This is a genomic window from Bacteroidota bacterium (assembly GCA_016706865.1).
GTDB lineage: Bacteria > Bacteroidota > Bacteroidia > Chitinophagales > BACL12 > UBA7236.
In genome coordinates, this window is record JADJIS010000001.1 from 656,626 (window position 1) to 676,471 (window position 19,846).

Consider the following 19,846-nt stretch of genomic DNA (forward strand, 5'->3'; position numbering starts at 1 on the left):
AATAAATATATGTGTACGGAGGTAAAGTAGGGTATAACAAACATAATACGATTTATAAACAGGGTAGTGGAAAAATAGCACTTGGTTGTAAACAGCTTTTAGTTTTAATTTTATTCCCTAAGGAGTAACGTTCTTATTTTTATTGGAAGTGGAATCTAGGTTCAACTTTACATAAAAAAAGAGACCTGAGTGTGAAGACTCAGATCTCTTTGTAGAGTTTTAAAAATGTTCTTTGTTTAATCGTAAGCCAAAGATACTTACCTATAAATATTTCGCAAATTAAATTTTCAACAGATTTTTTTTAAAATGTTCATTTCATGGTGCATTAGTGCCGTGCAATGCTGCAAATCAAATCATTACAAATCCCGCAATCTCGTCGGGTGACTCTGATAGGAAGTGTATTCTATCATAATCCTTTTATTTATGATTCTTTCATTAAGAACGGATGGAGTTTTGTGCGTGGTACTTCAGGTACCCTATAAAATCGTCGATGGAGAAAAACATTTCGGCACAGCCGGAGAGACGTTTGATCTGTTGATTCCTGTATCAGAATTTAACTGGTAATCCACTGAAGGGGTGAGTCTAGAACGCTTACCCCTTCTTTAAAATTCTGAAATAGAAAAGAGTGAATCAAACATAAACAAAAAAGGGTTATTAATAACCCTTTCAAAATAGTAAGATTAGTATTCGGCGAAGCTGTCAAACATATAACAGCGCTCACATTAGAGGTCGGAGAAGGAGTTGTCTCATTAGCAATGACTGAAACCGTTAACCCCGAATTCAATAACTCAGAGACCTGCATTTTGGTTAGCGCCTATGCGGGTTTTCTGTTTTTTGTCAAAAATAATAATTTCAATAAAAAAACCTGAACTCTAGACAGCTCAGGTTAAACTTTTTGGTGTTTACTTCATAGAATGTTTTGAAAAGTGTGAACACCTCCTTTTACAAACTATTCAGTCACTAAGAACGGCACAAAATTACACCTAACGATTAATATACCAAATTATTATATAATATTTAATATCCAAATCACCGAGAAAGCAACATAAAACGCCCCAATCTGCGTCATCCACGTTCCCATTGCTGAGATGTAAAATCAACACTCCCGGCCCACAAATTAACTTTTTAACCTGGTTTCCATTAATTACCAAATTATCAGATTACCAAATTAATAAATGCTCAAAAGTTTGGTTTTTTCAAAATAAACAAAGAACTTTGTATTTCAAAGTATAAAATCTAAACAAAATGGAAGACCAAGACAATCCTCAAGGTTTCGACCGGATAAATTTCTGGTTCAGGACCTCTGTTACTTTTAAACTGTTTACTATCTGTTTTCTCGCTCTTATCATGCTGATACCTGCCTCTATGATACAGGAAATAATTAATGAAAGAGAGCGTTTGAGTGCCGAAACAATTGATGAAGTGAGCAATAATGTGGCATCAGCTCAGGAACTTATCGGGCCTGTTATTACAGTTCCACTAATTGTACCTCCTCTTGCAAACGGGCAAATACCAGAAACTAATTATCTGCATATTCTGCCGGAACATCTCAATATTTCCGGAGATGTAAATCCTCAAAAATTAGAGAGAGGAATTTACCAGGCAATTGTTTATGAAACTGATCTGAGTATTTCCGGAAATTTTGATCTGGCAGCAATTTCCACAATTCAATTAAGTGGTGTTCCAAATTGGGATAAGGCAATTCTTAATTTAGGTATTACAGATATGCGCGGAATAAAAAATCAATTAGTTGTAGATATAAATGGAAGTCCAAATGCAGTAATTGCAGGAACGAGTCAACATCAAATTGCATCCTCCGGAGTAAGTATTCCTTTAAAAGGAATTTCAGAAATGCTAAATAATAAAATTGATTTTAAATATGACCTTGATCTTCAGGGCAGTAATAATTTATCTTTTATCCCGATAGGAAATACAACAGATATAAAAATAAAATCCACCTGGAATGCACCGAGTTTTAACGGTACATTTTTACCGGATGAACGATCTGTTTCCGATTCAGGATTTGAAGCACAATGGCATATTTTGCAGCTCAATCGAAATTATCCGCAAATGTGGGAAGGAAATATGTATTCTGAAACCATGCACAGCTCTGCGTTTGGGGTGGATCTTATAGAATCACTGGATGATTATCAAAAATCGATGCGTTCGGTAAAATATGCAATTCTCATTATTGCTTCCACCTTTCTTGTATTTTTTCTTGTGGAAATGATGAATGGAAAAAGAATACATCCTTTTCAATATATTTTAGTGGGATTGGCGCTGTGTTTATTTTATATTTTGCTTGTCGCAATTTCAGAACAATTAAATTTTAATGCAGCTTACATCATTTCCGCTGCCGCAATTGTTGTTATGATATCGTTGTATTCCATATCCATATTTACTTCGAAAAAATTATCCTTTTTATTATTTGCGATCTTAACCGTGTTATATGGATTTCTTTTTGTCACATTACAAATGTCGGATTACGCTTTGCTTACCGGAAGTATAGGATTAACAATTATGTTGGCTTCAACAATGTATTTTACCAGAAATATAAATTGGTATACTATCAGAAGAAAACATATCGACAATCCCGAATTAAAATTAAATGAAACCAAATAATTGGTTTTAAAATACCTCCTGAAAATTCCCTTAAATGTGAAAGGTCTCCTCTGATCAGGGAGACTTTTTTTATGCAATTATTTTGTTTAAGAATTAATTCAACACGTTTTTTTTCGGTTGGAATTGTAACTTTTTGGTCTTTTAGCATTCTAACCAGCTATACATATATAATTTTTTATTAATTTCGTAACTCCAAATTCAAAAAATGAAAAGACTCATTGTTGTTATTACTGCAGTATTTGCCTCCGCTGCTTTACAGTCCCAAACTACCTGGGAAATGGCGTATAATGTGATACAAACCAATTGCGGAGGATGTCACATTGCAGGTCATGAAAGTGGTCTCGACCTTAGTGGGACCATAGATGCAGTATATGATAATTTGTACGATGTGAGCCCTAGCAATGCAGTTTCCCTTGCAAAAGGTTACAAAAGAGTATTGCCCGGCGACCCCTATAAAAGTTTTATTTTCAGCAAGATCAATAATAGCCTGGCCCTTGATGTAAATTTAGAGGCTGGCGAAGGAATTGCTTGTCCCCAAGGCACAGATCCCATGAATAATAAGGATATTGAATTAATAAGACAATGGATAATTTATGGTGCGTTGGAAAGTGACACGTTGGTTGATGTAGCATTAATTGCTGATTTTTATGATAACGACGGATTTCAAAGTATAGAATCTCCTCCGGCTCCTCCCGCACCGGGTGAAGGATTTCAAGTGCATTTCGGACCTTTCTTTTTATGGCCGGAAACCGAACATGAATATTGGTTAAAATTTCCGACAAATATTCCCGAAGATGTGGAAGTAACACGTGTGGAAACTTTTATGGGTGAATATTCACATCATTTTATTACCTATAAATATTCCAATGCAGCTATTGGCGCCGCTGCCGCTTCGGGTTTACATGATCTGGCGGCTGTGGATGTTTTTAATACGGTTCTTGTAAGTGCAAATCAAAATCCTTTTGATCTGGTATTACCTCCAAATACTGCATTATTTTGGGAAGCTAATGCAGTGCTTGATCTCAATTCGCATTATTTAAATTATGCAACCGAAAAATCGGAAGCATGCGAAGCATATATTAATATTTATACTCAACCGGCAGGTACGGCAATTCAACAAATGATCCCTGTTTTATTGTCGGATGATGGATTTTATATTCCGAACGATGGTGTTCCTTATACACATGATGCTGTGGCATATGATAATTCTGCTGATCCTGAAGATGAGATATTTATCTGGTCGATGACAAGCCATACACACAGACATGGGTCAGATTTTAATATTTACTTGCGCAATCCCGATGGTTCAAAAGGTGAACAATTATTTGATGCTGCATGTGGCGCAACAGAAGGTGTTCCGGGATGTTTGGATGAAATTTATGATTATCGCCATCCACCTGTAAGGTTTTGGGAAAGTATGAAACCCGCTAAACCGAAATATGGAATTATTTATGAAACAACCTGGATAAATGAAGAAGATCATGATCTCTATTTTGGTCTTACAAGTGAGGATGAAATGCAGGTAATGTGGTACTTATATCTTGAAGATACTACGGGATTAAATTTGCCAGTTGCAATTAACGATATTGAACAAGAAGAATCCGCAATAAAAATATTTCCAAATCCTGCACACGACATAATTTATATTAATGCAGAAATTGATCTTTCAGGATCAATGGTTACCATTACCGACCTGACAGGAAAAATAATAAAACAGGAAATTACCAATTATTCCGGTTCTAAATATTATCAAATGGATATTAAAGGATTTACTCCCGGTATTTATTTAATTAATATTTTGCGAAATGATGGTGCAAATTCAAGTGCGAAAATAATTATACAATAAGGAGAGGAGAGAGGAGAAAGGAGAGAGGAGTTTAAATTTCTTGCGAAATTTTTTTTGGGACGGCACATTAGTGAGACCCTCGCTGGGAGCGAGAGCCTCACTGGCTTCGGGTTTGGTAATTTTTGCAAATCTCACCGTTAGTTTTCTTTGGTCGTTTACCATTAGTGAGACCCTCGCTGGGAGCGAGAGCCTCACTGGTTGCAGGTTTAGTAATTTTTGCAAATCCGACCCTTTGTTTTCCTTTGTCGCTTTCCCTTGTCCTTCATCAAGTCATATGTCCTATGTCTTATATCCTATGTCCTATTTTCAGTATTTTTGATTGCGAAAACCCACATCATGAAAAATTTTCTTTTACTCTTTACCGGAATTTTTACTTGCACACTTGCTTTTAATCAGAGCTCAACATGGGAAAATGTTTATTCCATTATTCAGACAAATTGTTCGGGTTGTCATGTGGCGGGACATGTAAGCGGCTTGGATATGAGCGGCACAATTAGTGAAACTTATGATGTACTTTATGATGTTGTACCCACAAACATTGTTTCTGCAGATAAACATTATAAAAGAGTAACTCCCGGCAACCCTTATAAAAGTTTTATTTTCAACAAAATAAATAATGGTTTGGCGTTGGATGTAAATCTGGTTACCGGTGAGGGTGAAGCTTGTCCTCAAGGTGCCTCACCGCTCGACGAAAAAGAAATTGAACTCATTCGCCAATGGATATTATATGGAGCTTTTGAAACGGGTACTTTGGTGGATGAAACTTTAATTGCAGATTTTTATGATAACGACGGAATTCAATCTGTTCCATCACCACCTTCCGCACCTCCTGTTGGGGAAGGTTATCAAATTCATTATGGTCCTTTCTTTTTATGGCCTGAGGAAGAACATGAATATTGGTATAAATTAGAAACCGACGAATCTGATACTATAGAAGTAAACAGATTAGATACCTATATGGGAGAATATTCTCACCATTTTATTATGTATAAATATTATAACACTGCAATCGCTTCTTCGGTGGAATATGGAATTCACGATGGCCCTGATTTTAATGGTGTGGAATTAGTTTATGGTCACCAATTTTCCGACAGTCTTAAACTCCCGAGTAAAACTGCATTTAGTTGGGCAAATACTACAATTTTAAATTTAAACACGCATTACATTAATTACAGCAGTGATAAATCGCTCGCATGTGAGGTGTATATAAATGTTTTCACACAGGAAAAAGGTACAGCAGCACAGATAATGTACACAACACGAAAATCAAATTCCGATCTCGATATTCCAAACGATAGTTTACCACATACATTTATCGATACATCATTTGGTTTTGGTCATGGTGAAGATCAAATGTTTGTTTGGGCAATGACTTCGCATACACATAAATACGGAGCCGATTTCGATATTTTTAAAAGAACAGAAGCAGGTGAAAAAGGCGAACAAATATTCGATGCTTCCTGCGGTGCAACCAATGGAGCTCCGGGTTGTCTTGATGAAATTTATGATTATCATCATCCCCCAACCAGAAAATGGCCGATGATGATTCCAGTTAGGTGGATGGATGGTTTTATTTATGAAGCCACCTTTATTAATGATGGTCCGGTTCCGGTACATTTTGGAATGACTGCAGAAGATGAAATGGCAGTATTCATGTATTTTTATGTAGATGATACAACGGGATTAAATTTATCGGAAGAAGAAACTGCCATAGAAAATATTTTAACGTCAACTTTCCCCGTCTTTCCCAATCCCGCAGATAATACAATATTTATTCATGCAAATGAAACATTAAATGACATTTTAATTTCCATTTCGGATATTACAGGAAAAGTAATTATTGAAGATCAGCAAAATTTATCAGGTACTTCAAGTAATTATTTATCTATGGATGTTTCCGGTCTTCCACCCGGTATGTATATTTTACAGGGAAAAGAAAATGGAATTTGTAGATTTAATGAAAAGATAGTTATAAAATAAGTGCCGCAGTAATTATTACTACAGCACTTATTTTTACATTATTTTGAAATAATAACCTTTTCCGTATGAACATTGGAATCACCTGATAATTTGATCAGATAAATTCCATTTGCAATTCCTTCCACATTAAATTCTATTTTACTTTTTGGAGAAATTATTACGGAATGTTCTACCAGTTTTCCTTCCAAGGTAAATAATTCCATTAATTTAAATTCTTCACATCCCTCCGCGTAAATAATTTGCGTGACAGGATTGGGATAAATGGATACAGTATTTTCCATTGTTCCACATTTTAATGGCGTATTAATGGTAACCTTTACCGATTTATCAGAAAAAACACCATCGCATTTTGCTTTTACCGTAATTTTATTTGATGTTCCGGGTGTTAAAGATGTAAATACATAACTATTTGATAAAGTATTATAATTAAAGGTAGAACCACCAACCACTTTTTGGGTAATGCGATACGAATCTGCAGAAGGAACTACATCCCAACTCAATGTAGCACCTGTTGCGGTAACACCACTCACAACTAAATTTACCGGTGCAGAACAATTATCAATTAATCCTCTGTACAACCCATTTCCAAAACTTGTTATCCAAATTTCATCTTCATTAAATGGGTTAAAAATAACCCTCACCGGATGTTGAAATGGATAATTTGTAACGGGAGAAAATGTGGGTGAAGCAACATTAAGATCATTCGTTATCCATAAACCATCAGATTCGGTTGTTGCATACATTTGTGTTGCGTCATTCGGATTTATTGTTACTGATTCTACCCTGTCCAGTGAATTTATTTTTGTCCAGGATGTACCGCGATTTGTTGTTTTATAAATTCCTCCCAAACCATTTGGCGCTCCTCCCCAACCGGAAAATACAGCGCAATAAAAAGTATTTTGCGAAACATCATTTTCATCAATGATTAAATCCTTTGTCCAATAAAACATTCCCGGATCAGAAATATCTGTCCAGGTACTTCCACCATTTGTCGATTTAAATACTCCACTGCTCGCGGTAAAAACTCCTGCTGCTGATCTTCTCCCAGAATAAACTGCAATGAGTGTTCCGTCATTTAATACATGAATATTATAAGGATGCCCTTCTGTGCGCGGGGGATTTGTTAATTTAACCCAGGTTGATGCAGCACCAAGATTTATATTACTCGAAACATAAATTCCTCCCACACCCGAATTAATAACACATGCATACATTTTATTTGCCACATTGGGATCTAATGTGATCCAAATTACAGGATCAACAAAATCGTGTAATACACTCCATGCAGTTCCATTGTCGGTCGAATATAATATTCGTCCTGTAGCACCATCAATATTAGCATCCATTAAATAAGTGCTTTGATACATATCGTGTGCACTGGAAGTAGCTGCATATATTTTTCCGCTGGAAGGTTCGTGAATTACTTTATACACCGAATTTTCTGTAAGTGTTGTATAATTTTTATTCCATTTTACTCCGGCATCTATTGATTTAATTGCAGTAATATCAGAAAATCCTGCAAATACTTTATTGATATCGCTCCAGCATAAGGTCCAGCAACTGGTATTTTCAATTCCAACACCTGCGTAATTTTTCCCTTTCACGATATCCAGATTAATTGGATTCTGATCTGCGGGATTTACATATTGTTGTTTCCAAATTGTTCCGCCATCGTTCGTAAAATGCGGAAATCCCAATCCTGTAATTACAGCAACATTTGCATTAGTGGAAGAAACATCAAATCCCTCAGCAAATTCATCGTAATACCAACCTTCGTCACCATTATCACCCTGATAACCGGTATAAATGTTTTCGTTGTTATTCGTTAATAATACAGCACTCCAACTTGTTCCGCCATTTGTAGTTTTGTATACAATGGGATATCCAGTTGAAGTATTTCCACCGGCACAATAAGCAACATTGATATTATTTTCTGCCATATCAATAAAAAATGGTTTGTTGCTTCCTGAAATTCCTGTTGCGGATGTCACCCAACTTCCCCCAACCGTATAATCCATTTTATAAATGGATTTATAATAAGAAAAATCGGCACCGGTAATTCCGGGATAAATATCCACAAGATCAAACCCTGTTATAAATAAACGTGTTGTTGCACCCACCCTGGCTCCGGTAAATGAAATAATTCCTCGGCCTGCCGGTAATCCGGTAAGTGCGTATGATGTAAATGTTGCTCCATTATCCGTTGATACAATTAAATTTTTTGCAGCGCCGATATAAATATTTGTTCCATCAAAAAACACACCGCCAACATGCGCTGCACCACTTCCCATATTTGTATAAATATTGGTGAAACTTATTCCGCCATTGGAAGAAAAATATATTCTGTTGTAGGAAGAAATGATTAGCCTTTGGGTGGAATTATCATCCGCAAAAATGGAGTAACAATCACCGGAAGTTGGATCGCTGATGGGTGTCCAGTTAATTCCACCGTCGGTTGATTTAACCGGAAAATTAGTTTCTGTAAAAAAATCATTATCCACTGCATACCGTATTAAATTATCCGCAGTAAAGGCAACCTTGGCAGAAATAACAGACGTTAATTTGCCGAATGGAAGCGTTTCCCAATTAACCCCTGAATTTGTAGTGTGATACATACCTGTCATATCGCAGGTTATGTACATTTCATTGGAATTTAACGGATTAACAGAGGGTGAAAATAAGGCGCCACCACCGCCGATACCTCTGCTTTCCCAAAGTACATCCTGAGCAAATAAATGTGTCGAAAATTGTGTGTATATGGCAATTACGAACAGGTAAAGTAATTTTTTAAACATAAAAAGCAGTTTTAACAGTTAAATTGCGTGTATGCAGTAATGGAAGATAACTACAATATTAATGTATTTGTTAAAACTAAACAAAATTGCAATAGCAAAAAAAATATCGATTAATTAATAATTATTTTTTTTGAATACCTACCTTCTGATGAAATCAATTCAACAATATATGCACCTTGAGCCTCCATCAACTTAATTTCTGTAAATTGTTTGACAATATTACCCGTGTAAATTTTTTTCCCTAATAATTCAAAAATATTAATTTCAATGAGATTTGTCAATTCATTTAGTTTTACAAAAATGGAATTATTGAAACTGTAAATATTTGCATTGAAATTATTTGCCTTTTCTTCTAAAGATACAAAATGAGCCGTATCGCCAGCAAGTATAGCATGTTCCGGCTGTGTTTCGTATGCATAATCTTTAATGACCAGGGTTCTTCCTTCATCCAACACATCACAACGTATCCATCCGTAATGGTTCATTCCATCATTATCAATGAAACGAATGCCTAAATAATGATCAATCACATCGGGTAAAAAATAATCATACCAAAAACAATCTATACATGGAGCAATAACCCCATCTGAATCAAATGTTCTTAATGCAAGTGCCTGTTGATAAAAAGTTTGCCACTCGAGCGATGGATCAATTAAACTATTTATGTTTATTGCATACGGATAATATCTAGTGAATTCGCTCGAACCAATATTAAATTGATTAGAAATACCTGCGATGGCATTTTCAAAGATATATGGACCTACTATTATATCTTGTCGCAGCCGATAGGAAAGAAAAATATAATCATAAAAAGTAAAGGAAGAATTTAAAAATACAAAATCAATTGTTCCGTTTGCATCAATGTCTAAACCACCACCTTCTAACTTTTCATCATAAATGATATCCGGATCAATATCAGTATAAATAACCTGAGCCTCAGTTTTATGAATACTAAGAAAACTCGCTGCAAATGTGGCATATGCACTCAATTTAAATGAAAATACATTAGCTCTATCCTTCTTCATATTATTCGGTTTTAATTAATTTTTTATAAAATTTGTTAATCCCATCATCAATTAATACTAAATAACACCCGGCAGATAGATCAGAAATATTTATAATTTCGCCTAATATTGAATTTGTAGAATATTTTAATTTGCCGTCCAAGTTGAGAATAGTAATCTTTAGGTCTACAACTGAATTTGTAGCAGGATTATTAGATTTAACTTGAAAAAAGGTTGCTGAGGGGTTTGGATAAATATGTAAATCGTAATTATTTATTTTGTTTGCTGTTTTAAAAGGATCTTCAATCGGATAAATTGGAATTTTAAAATACCCAATTGAATATGCAGGTGCAGTTAAGCAGCCATTAATAGCATAACCACTGCCAGGGCATTCTGGGTCATTAGCTTCATCTTCTATAATCGCCCCATCAATTTCAGCTTCCGTGTCAGCCTTAATTTCAAAAGGATGATCATATGAATCGTAACAAGTATTAATAAGCACTTTATCATATAATGAACTTCTCCCGGAAGTGGAATATACTTGCTCCGCCTGTAAATAAGTTAAAGTAGGCTCCCCGAGATCAACATAAGCAATATCCGTAAAAAAATTTATTAAATATTCCGGGTTCAGGATAAAATTCTGATTTGCGCCTTTCACATTAGAATAATAAAGATAAATATAATCCTTATTTGGATCTATAAAAACGGTAGGTTGCACATTCGGTGTGCTGGTTCCAATATAAAAATTTGAAGGAACGTATTTCAAATTTTGTTTATATATCTCACTAAATAAATAGGTAACAAAATAAGTAGTTCTGCGTATGTGGTAATTTCTTTTATCCCAGTTGTCATCAAATTCACAATTTAACGGTTCTGCGCAATCCTCATCGTATGGGCAATCTGTTTTATCATAATAGTTTCTTTCAATACCATCTCCAATTGTAATTAAGCATGTTGGGACTGCACCTGCATAATTTTGGATTGTAGAATAAGTGTAAAAATTGTTGTGATAATCATTGTCATAGTTTACTTTTATATCCTTTAACCACCACTGTAACAATAGATGCCCATGCGTAAAGCCATTGCTGTAAATGCTTGCTTTAGCTTGTTGTAACTCTGTATATCCGCTTTTACTATCTTTCAAATTCCACTCTGTTGTCCACAACTCTTTTCTTTCAGAAGAAGTTAGATCAAAATCAAAATAATAGTTAAATTTATCCATAGAGATTTTATACGATATATGCTCTCCGGAGGTTTTAACAATAAAATCCCGAAAATTTCCTTCAGCTCCACCTAAACCTAAAATTTTGTCAAAAGCATCTTCTAAATCAACATCGTAATCATCAAAATCCCACAAATCACCTTCCCCTGCACAAGATGTTTCGGGTGTTAAATTGTCAATGGGAATATGCCCCCAGTTATCTGCCTCAAGATATGTATGCATAATTACTGCATCAAATTTATATTTGGAAGTTCCGTCAACCATTTCTTCATATTTGTCCCTTAAGGATTCATTCCAATCATCAGATGCCGCACACGCTGCCGTTATAGCTTCAAGTTTGAATGCATAATCATTACCTAAGGGCATTCCACAAATTCCTATTTTGTAATTGTATCCGCCTCCTGTTTTAAATTTATCTATAAAGTTGTGATCATCCAGCATATCTGTAGCACCTAAACCGTCATCTTCTAGTACATTTGAGTTCCCGGTGAGAGTTGTGCCATTTATAAATGCATAATAATCATCAAACTCATCAAACTCCATGGCATCACAGAAATAACCACTATAAGTCTCATTGCCCATTTCTACTCCTACAACGTTTACATCGTTACTACGCAAATAATCTGTAATTGCTCTGCATTCAGTTGCGGTTTCGCTGAGTATATTTAAGCAAACTATAACTTTAGTTAATGGTCTGCCAGGATAAGCTTCATCTATTTGATTAACGAGAGAAATAAAATCATCAAGATATCTTGTTGTAACACATTGTTGAGCAAACCATTTATCTCGAAATGATTTGAAATCTTGAACATGATCCTCAAAAATCCAAGTTTTTAATGCAATGTCCTCATCATAAAGTATACGATTGATATTACTTAAAGTCAGCTCTTCATAATCAAAGTACATATCCTCATCTGTCCAATCATAATATCTGGCAATTTCATAAATATCATAACCATAACCTACCGCGTCAGTGCCATCGGTATTATGTAATAAGTGCATAAATTTACTGTAGGAACCGCTTGGAAAACGTAGAACTTCTGGTGCCAAGTCTATTAACCATTGCCATGCATAATCACTTGTTCCATCATTAGGTAAGGTGGAAGGGTCAAACATGCCTGTTACATTAAAACCATAAATACCGGGATTAACATTTTTATCAATTCCTCCAAAAGTAACATAAAAATTGTCTGCAATCTCCAGATCTCTAAAGTGCAATCCCAGGGAGTCATCGTATGGTAAAGTATCATTTATTAAATAAATAGTATCTGCTCCGTCAGAATATACTAATGTATCCTCTGTGATTTCTTCAACGACAGTATCTGGTGTAATCTCGGATGTCCATTTAGCATCAAAGATTTTGAAACTAGAATTATTCTTGGGAACAGAACAAATTGCCATGACGCTAGCAATCAATATTGTTAGAAAACTAATGTGTTTTTGAAAGAATATCTTGAGTGCGCTTGTGGTTTGTTTTTTCATATGCTATTTTTTTAAAAATTGAAATATCATTTAGAGTCAGTATTATTGATAAAGTGAAAAGTTAGAATCATGGTTTTAATTTAAAATAAAAGTAAATAAACATAATTAATTAACCAAGTATTAGGGCAGAAAATGACAAAATCATCTTTTCAATATTAAAATTCAACCCTAGTTTCAGTTTGTATTAAGACTCTGGGTATGTTACAGCAAAAAATATAAAACAAATCTATCTAAAATTTTCAATTAACAAAAGTGAAAACGCCACATAGATCAAACAGATAAATAACTCCCCCGGCCACGATCCAACTATCAAATCTGTCTAACATACCGCCATGTCCCGGTATTAATTTACTAAAATCTTTGATCTCATTTCTGCGTTTATAATAAGATGCAAGCCAGTCGCCCAACGTTGCAGAAATAATCAGCACAAAAGAAATCAGCAATGCATCCGGCACATTGCTATTGATCCAAGTTCGGGTTAAAATTCCTGTAATTAAGGCGAAAATTGCCCCACCTGCTAAACCTTCCCAAGTTTTACCCGGACTTGTAACCGGAAATAATTTGTGTTTTCCCAGAATCTGACCAGTAATTTGGGAAAAACCATCAAAAACAAATACGATCAGAAAAACATAAATAACTGCATTATAATTGAAATTTTTAGCCATTAATAAAAATCCGATACTGAAAATTACATACATCAAAACAGCTACACCATAAAAAAGCAGACGTTTGTTATTAATATATTTTGCCAATTCAAATAAACCCACAACAAGTATCATCAGCATTACCGGCACGAAGTATTTATTTAAATAAATGATAAGTATCAATAATAAATTTACAATAATGAAATGAATAATTAGTTTCATCCAACGCTCTCTGATTGCAGCTTTTGTTGACTTACGGTTTGCCAAAACGGTTCCCACCGCACCGAGCAGAAAAAATGCTTCTATCCAATAAAATACAGGATGTATCACAAATTATTTTTTAATACCCAATATAAACCTTTCACATCAGATCGTTTAGCCTTTAACTTCAAAATAATAATAATCTCTTCAATTTTAGAAATACAACCAACAATGATCATCACATAAAATAACCATTCCATATAAACGGAAGAAAGTAAAAATACCAAAAATATTCCTTGCAAATAACCGGTTATTTTGGCTGAATATAAATGCAGTCCCAATAAATTACCGAATTTAATAATTACCAGAGAAACACTTGCGAGATATAAAAATATAAATATCCCAAAACCGATCTTGTGTTCCAGAACATAATTCCATTCAAATTGAAATACTCCTCCAAATGCCAGAAGATAACTCCCTATATCTGCCCACGAATCCAATTTAGCACCAATTAATGTGCGCTGATTAAAATTTCTTGCAATAAAACCATCCAGTATATCGGTTACCAGATTAATAATAAGTAAGGTGACAAATATTTTTTGTTCCTCTTTCAATAGAAAATACAATATAACGGGAAACATTATCAGCCTATATAAAGAAAGCACATTCGGGATGGTCCAGAATTTTTCTTTATATGGTGGAATTTCGTGTATCGATTTGCGCATTGGCTTAATGTCTGTTCACATAATAATCAAAATATTTACATTCCCCTATTGCTTTCTGATAAAATTCTGTTTCTGAATATTCATTTTTTATTATGGAAAAGTTGGTTCTGTAATTTTCCTTCAATCCATTTGCATTTTCATAATCAAAATCATCACTTCTGTAGTATTCATTTTGTTCACACTTTGCGAGCATAAAATAATTTAAGGCTGCAAATTCTTTTCCTCTTGATCCTTCAGCAGCAAGTTGGTAATAATATTTTGCCTTATCCAAATCATATATATCGTTATAATACCAGGAATAGGAATCGTTTGGATCTACTTTACTCAATTCACAGCCGTGACAGCGATAATAATCCAACGCCATCCATGCATTTCCCCAATACGACATATTATAATAGGCATTTCCCAATAAATGTTGAATTTCTGTTTTGTTTTCCGAATCTTTTTTAAGTTTTCCTTCCAGTTCAACGATTTTCTGACATAAACTGAGTTTTGTATAATCGCCGGGATATTCTACAAAATCGCAGTCATGACAATCGTAAATATGTATAACAAAAGGATCAGCAGGTAGCGTCATGTTTGGATGTAAAGTATCTTTCATCCCCGAAAAAATTCCAATAGCTTCTTTAAACCTGCCTTCGCGCATTAAAAGTGTTCCCTTTATTTCCAACATATCATCAGCATCATAAGGATATTGCGCCGCAAGAAATTTATCGAATTGGGAATTATTTTTATTGGTAAAATAATTAAATAATTCGGAAATAGGGGCCTTTTCAGGCTGTTCGTAAATATCATAATATTCCACTGCATTTGCTCTGCACATTTCGGCTTGCACTGGTTTGTCTGCGGCGAGATAATATTTCATCAGCTGATACATGACTATTCTTCTGGCATCACTTTTATTGGCATAAAGTGCTCCTTCATTTGTGGCTAACCATTCCAGATCAGGTTGAATAATTACTTCATTTTCTTTTGTTATTGTTCCAAGAGATTCAATCTTGTTTAATATGCTCGTAATTTTTGCTTGCGACCACATAGCAGATTGAATTACAGCATTTTCCATTGCCTTTTTACAATACATTTCACTGCCTGCAAAATCCTTTTTTAAATATAACAAAAATGCAGCAGCATTATACCAGTATGCAGGTGTCTGCATTTTATTGATGGTAATTGCTTGTTGAATAATAGCATATACTTCACTTATATCGTTTGACTCCACCCAACTGGAATTCAATTCTTCCATTTCTCCACCATAGTCAAAACTCCATCTTCCCGGCATATATGTTCTCTGAATTTTTTCTACCTCACGCGCCAGTAATAATTCAATTTCTTTGGAACCCGGATCCAGTTTCAACATTTCCTGTAAAGCGGGAACAGCGGAATTATTCTGATTTATTCCTGTAAGTAACCATAAAATATTTTTTTCATGATCGTTTTTGCACATGGCGAGACATTGTTGCCAGGTTGTTTCATTATCAATCCAAAAATCGCGTTCGCTATATAATCTTCGACTCAAACATCTATCAAAAACGATGGAATTATAATAACTCGCTTCCGCAAATTTATTTAATCTCCAATAAGCTCCCGCCCTTAGGGATAAACACCAATAATAAATAACAGATTCCTCTTTTTTTGTATTCCCAATAAATTGATCATACAGTGATAAACATTTTTCGTAGTCTTTGCTATAATGTGCTGCACGCATTGCCTGATAGGTATATCTCAATTTCAAAAATGGATCTTTTGAGGATTTAGCAAACTTTTCTGCTTCACGGGCAATTTCCTTAAGCGATTCCATGTCACGAACAGTTTCATTCCACCAATCAGATTGTGCGACATAGGGTTCAACCCTCATCGCAAAAAGCAGATATTGAAATGATTTAGAAGGATAATTATTTTTCCAAAAATCTATTAATTCATTATTTTTCCATTTATCGGATAAAGTCCCCTTACCTTTTAAATAATCTTCTATACCAAGAATATCCTCGGTCCCCGAATTATATATTACAGATTCAATATCCGTGTCGGAAATTTTATTCCCAAAATATTCTACCCAATTCTGCACATTTACACCTTTGCTTTCAAAAAGTTCTGTTTCAGATTCCCCTCCATTTTCTGCCCAATCTGTTAACCCGCCTTTCCAATAGTGATAAGAATAGAGAAAAGGATATAATTCCGGATAATTTATAAACTCTTGCCTGAAAGGCAATAGCGTAAGCTCATCCTCATCATATCCCCAGGCGCATGAATTAGCGATCTGAATTGGAATGATAAATAGTATACTACTTAAAAGAAGAATAAATAGCTTTGAGATCTTCATTTGTGTAATGGTTTATAATATTGGTATCAAGGTGATATAAAATTACTGTTCGGTCGGCACTTTTCAAATGTTCCCTCAAAAGTTTTGCCGCCGACAAACTACATTCTGCAGTTTGGGTCTCCAGTTTGATCGTATTTCCTTCCACCATAAACTGCCCTTCAAAATAAAAATTCTTTTTGGCGACATATTTATTTTCCCCAGAATTAATAAATAAAGAATCAGCCATATTTTCCGGATAGAGCGGATAAAATATTTTTATCAATTTTCCTTCATCAAATAATAATCCCCAGCTGAAACAGGCTATGGCAATGTCAAGTGGCAAAGGATAATCGTTAATATTTTCGATGTATTGATGAGCGGTATTCTCTTCAAAAATAGAATTTTGCCTACCAGCATTTTCAATATCTCCCATATTATAAAACATGAGCGTACCGCGATCTACCGGAGGAACACCGGTTTTTTCAAAATATTTAATTTGGTGCAAACGGATTGTAGCACTCCACTGCATTTCCTTAAACCCGGGGAAATTTTTTAATGCCTCTATTAAATAAAAATAAATCTGTTCCGTAGTTTCATTCCAATCACAATCCAATTGAATTTCCTTAGGGAAAGGTAGATCATTCGATTCAATCAGGTATTCGATTTTTCGCGCGATCTTAAAAGCGAGAAGTTTTACCGCGGTATCATTCTCTACACCCAATTTTTCAAAGGTTTCATTTGTAATAAATACAACTGGAATAATCTCTGTATTTCCCGGTATTTTTTCCGGAAACGAAATAGTTGCCAATGGAATTGGTTGCGATGCACCTTCATCCCAACCTACATCAAAAAATTTGATATAAAGTTTTTTTATTTCAAGGGTATCCAGTGTATTTTTTTCAGATTCACTTAAATTAAATTCGCTTTGCCAATAATAAAATGCAGGAGTTATTTTTATTTCTTCTTTATTACAAGATAGAAACAATAACAAAACCGGCAAAAAACAGCGCAATACAAATGGCATAGGGTTCAAAGATAAAAAATAGCGGGTTCGCCGATAAAATCACTTTACCCTTATCTTTACACCATGCGCCCGCTACGCCAGCTTGCTACTCAAACCGCAATTTATGGATTTACCACCATTTTGGTGCGCATGCTCAATTATTTGCTGGCTCCCTTACATACCAGAGTTTTTACTGACCAGGCGGATTATGGTATAATTTCAGAAATGTATGCCTATGTCACCTTTATTAACGTGATCGCTATGTTTGGACTGGAAACCGCATTTTTTCGATTTGCTTCCAACAACACCAATGAACTCGATAAAAATAAAGTTTTTGGAAGCGCACAACTATCATTGATCATTACCACCTTATTAATGGTCGGATTACTGATCGTTTCAGCCGGTGATATCGCCACTGCATTAAATTATGCCGGAAGAAATAATTATATCATCTTTTTTGCACTTATTATAGGATTTGACACACTTACAAATATTCCATTCGCAAAATTGCGTCTCGAAAACAGACCCTGGAAATATTTTACTTATAAATTCATCAACATACTTGTAAATATTTTATTGAATTTGTTTTTCCTTTGGCCGGCGCTAAAAAATGATTTTACTTTATTTTCAGCCTTTGGTTATACCTATCAACCGGAATATGGAATCTTATACGTTTTTGTTGCCAATTTAATTGCGAGTGCCGTTACTTTTTCTTTATTTATTCCCGATCTCTTTCATATTAAATTTGATCTTGCAATTTGGAAAAAATTGATGCGTTATGGTGCACCATTAATTATTCTCGGATTGGCCGGAATGATAAATGAAACTCTAGACAGAGTATTAATTAAATACTGGGGTTCCGGAACGCTGAACGACAATATGAAACAGGTAGGTATCTACAGTGCAGTATACAAGATATCCATCTTTATGACCCTTGCTGTACAAGGATTTCGAATGGGAGCGGAACCCTTCTTTTTTAAACAATCGCTGGAAAAAAATGCCCCGATCACCTATGCAAATGTTATGAAATATTTTGTGATAGCCTGTTGTATTATTTTTTTAGGTGTTGGGATGTTTCCTGATATTTTTAAAATAATTATCGGTGAAGAATATCATGAAGGATTGCACATTGTTCCCATATTATTACTGGCCAATTTATTTCTGGGAATTTATTACAATCAAAGTGTTTGGTATAAACTTACTGATAAAACAGTTTTTGCAACTATAATTCCAATTGTTGGTGCTGTAATTACTATTGCCTTAAACTTTATTTTAATTCCCATTTTAGGTTATACCGGTGCTGCATGGACCACCCTTGCCTGTTATTTCAGTATGGTGGTTATGAGTTTTATTATCGGACAAAAACATTATCATGTTCCTTATAATCTTCGAAAAATAATTGCCTATTTACTTGTATCGATCGTTTTATGTTTATTCGGATTGGGTTTATATAACACTTTGGATAATTATATACTTTCTTTTGTGATACGTCTTATTTTAGTAATCCTCTTTTTTGTTTTTGCCTGGTGGCTCGATATCAGTAAATTAGTAAGATCAAAACCCAATTAAATTTAAAACATGTTAAATATTCGAATTATAAATAAGTCGGCAAATGCCAATCCCGAATACGCAACAATACATGCTGCCGGAATGGATCTGAGGGCCGATATTTCGGAAAAAATGGAACTTCTCCCTCTCGACCGATGTCTGGTGCCTACCGGTATATTTATAGAGCTTCCAATTGGTTATGAAGCCCAAATTCGCCCACGCAGCGGTCTTGCAATTAATTCCGGTATTACCCTTTTAAATTCCCCCGGCACTATAGACGCCGATTACCGCGGTGAGATCAAGGTTATTATGATAAACCTCTCGAAACAGCCTTTTTATATCAACCCCGGCGACAAGATCGCACAAATGGTAGTTGCAAAACACGAGATAGTGGTTTGGGAAAATTCTACGGAACTTTCGTCTACAGACCGCGATACCGGCGGATTTGGTCACACAGGAAAGTAATTTCAGGTCA

General features: G+C 34.8%; 13 protein-coding genes. 6 read left to right on the forward strand and 7 right to left on the reverse strand.

Annotated features, from left to right (window positions below; all coding sequences use genetic code 11):
- Positions 1–423: 423 nt before the first annotated feature.
- From IPI31_02700 to IPI31_02715, 4 genes are all read left to right on the forward strand, one after another.
- Complete coding sequence (locus IPI31_02700) at positions 424–564, forward strand: hypothetical protein (protein ID MBK7566712.1); 141 nt, start codon at positions 424–426, stop codon at positions 562–564.
- 681 nt (positions 565–1,245) lie between these two features.
- Positions 1,246–2,622, forward strand: a complete 1,377-nt coding sequence (gene creD, locus IPI31_02705) for a cell envelope integrity protein CreD (GenBank protein MBK7566713.1) — start codon at positions 1,246–1,248, stop codon at positions 2,620–2,622.
- Positions 2,623–2,827: 205 nt separating this feature from the next.
- Positions 2,828–4,468, forward strand: a complete 1,641-nt coding sequence (locus tag IPI31_02710) for a T9SS type A sorting domain-containing protein (GenBank protein ID MBK7566714.1) — start codon at positions 2,828–2,830, stop codon at positions 4,466–4,468.
- A 336-nt stretch (positions 4,469–4,804) separates the two neighbouring features.
- Entirely contained in the window at positions 4,805–6,448 is a 1,644-nt protein-coding gene (locus IPI31_02715) for a T9SS type A sorting domain-containing protein (protein MBK7566715.1), read from the forward strand.
- 38 nt (positions 6,449–6,486) lie between these two features.
- Here IPI31_02715 and IPI31_02720 read toward each other — a convergent pair whose 3' ends face one another.
- The 7 genes from IPI31_02720 to IPI31_02750 all read right to left on the reverse strand — a co-directional run bounded on the left by IPI31_02720 (position 6,487) and on the right by IPI31_02750 (position 17,844).
- Positions 6,487–9,243, reverse strand: a complete 2,757-nt coding sequence (locus IPI31_02720) for a T9SS type A sorting domain-containing protein (GenBank protein ID MBK7566716.1) — start codon at positions 9,241–9,243, stop codon at positions 6,487–6,489.
- A 110-nt stretch (positions 9,244–9,353) separates the two neighbouring features.
- A complete protein-coding gene (locus IPI31_02725; GenBank protein ID MBK7566717.1) occupies positions 9,354–10,268 on the reverse strand; it encodes a T9SS type A sorting domain-containing protein in 915 nt (304 codons plus the stop codon).
- Position 10,269: 1 nt separating this feature from the next.
- Positions 10,270–12,951: a T9SS type A sorting domain-containing protein gene (locus tag IPI31_02730; GenBank protein ID MBK7566718.1), complete on the reverse strand. Its 2,682-nt coding sequence runs from the start codon at positions 12,949–12,951 to the stop codon at positions 10,270–10,272.
- Between the two features lie 239 nt (positions 12,952–13,190).
- Positions 13,191–13,925 carry a phosphatidate cytidylyltransferase gene (locus IPI31_02735; GenBank protein ID MBK7566719.1) on the reverse strand — a complete coding sequence of 245 codons (735 nt, stop codon included), beginning with the start codon at positions 13,923–13,925 and terminating at the stop codon, positions 13,191–13,193.
- Positions 13,922–14,521, reverse strand: coding sequence for a CDP-alcohol phosphatidyltransferase family protein (locus IPI31_02740; GenBank protein MBK7566720.1), 600 nt, complete (start codon positions 14,519–14,521; stop codon positions 13,922–13,924). The genes IPI31_02735 and IPI31_02740 overlap by 4 nt, the downstream gene beginning before the upstream one ends.
- 4 nt (positions 14,522–14,525) lie before the next feature.
- Positions 14,526–16,841 carry a hypothetical protein gene (locus IPI31_02745; GenBank protein MBK7566721.1) on the reverse strand — a complete coding sequence of 772 codons (2,316 nt, stop codon included), beginning with the start codon at positions 16,839–16,841 and terminating at the stop codon, positions 14,526–14,528.
- Positions 16,804–17,844 carry a hypothetical protein gene (locus IPI31_02750; protein MBK7566722.1) on the reverse strand — a complete coding sequence of 347 codons (1,041 nt, stop codon included), beginning with the start codon at positions 17,842–17,844 and terminating at the stop codon, positions 16,804–16,806. Before IPI31_02750 ends, IPI31_02745 begins: the two co-directional genes overlap by 38 nt.
- Positions 17,845–17,907: 63 nt before the next feature.
- Here IPI31_02750 and IPI31_02755 point away from each other — a divergent pair, with 63 nt between their 5' ends.
- Positions 17,908–19,392, forward strand: coding sequence for a polysaccharide biosynthesis C-terminal domain-containing protein (locus IPI31_02755; protein ID MBK7566723.1), 1,485 nt, complete (start codon positions 17,908–17,910; stop codon positions 19,390–19,392).
- A 9-nt stretch (positions 19,393–19,401) separates the two neighbouring features.
- On the forward strand, positions 19,402–19,836 hold the full coding sequence (dut, locus tag IPI31_02760) for a dUTP diphosphatase (GenBank protein ID MBK7566724.1): 435 nt from the start codon (positions 19,402–19,404) through the stop codon (positions 19,834–19,836).
- Positions 19,837–19,846: the final 10 nt, after the last annotated feature.

Excerpts from the sequence above, each read along its gene's own strand:
- IPI31_02700 (MBK7566712.1), top strand. The coding sequence starts at position 424 with ATGATTCTTTCATTAAGAACGGATGGAGTTTTGTGCGTGGTACTTCAG.
- creD (MBK7566713.1), top strand. The coding sequence starts at position 1,246 with ATGGAAGACCAAGACAATCCTCAAGGTTTCGACCGGATAAATTTCTGG.
- IPI31_02710 (MBK7566714.1), top strand. The coding sequence starts at position 2,828 with ATGAAAAGACTCATTGTTGTTATTACTGCAGTATTTGCCTCCGCTGCT.
- IPI31_02715 (MBK7566715.1), top strand. The coding sequence starts at position 4,805 with ATGAAAAATTTTCTTTTACTCTTTACCGGAATTTTTACTTGCACACTT.
- IPI31_02720 (MBK7566716.1), bottom strand. The coding sequence starts at position 9,243 with ATGTTTAAAAAATTACTTTACCTGTTCGTAATTGCCATATACACACAA.
- IPI31_02725 (MBK7566717.1), bottom strand. The coding sequence starts at position 10,268 with ATGAAGAAGGATAGAGCTAATGTATTTTCATTTAAATTGAGTGCATAT.
- IPI31_02730 (MBK7566718.1), bottom strand. The coding sequence starts at position 12,951 with ATGAAAAAACAAACCACAAGCGCACTCAAGATATTCTTTCAAAAACAC.
- IPI31_02740 (MBK7566720.1), bottom strand. The coding sequence starts at position 14,521 with ATGCGCAAATCGATACACGAAATTCCACCATATAAAGAAAAATTCTGG.
- IPI31_02745 (MBK7566721.1), bottom strand. The coding sequence starts at position 16,841 with ATGAAGATCTCAAAGCTATTTATTCTTCTTTTAAGTAGTATACTATTT.
- IPI31_02750 (MBK7566722.1), bottom strand. The coding sequence starts at position 17,844 with ATGCCATTTGTATTGCGCTGTTTTTTGCCGGTTTTGTTATTGTTTCTA.
- IPI31_02755 (MBK7566723.1), top strand. The coding sequence starts at position 17,908 with ATGCGCCCGCTACGCCAGCTTGCTACTCAAACCGCAATTTATGGATTT.
- dut (MBK7566724.1), top strand. The coding sequence starts at position 19,402 with ATGTTAAATATTCGAATTATAAATAAGTCGGCAAATGCCAATCCCGAA.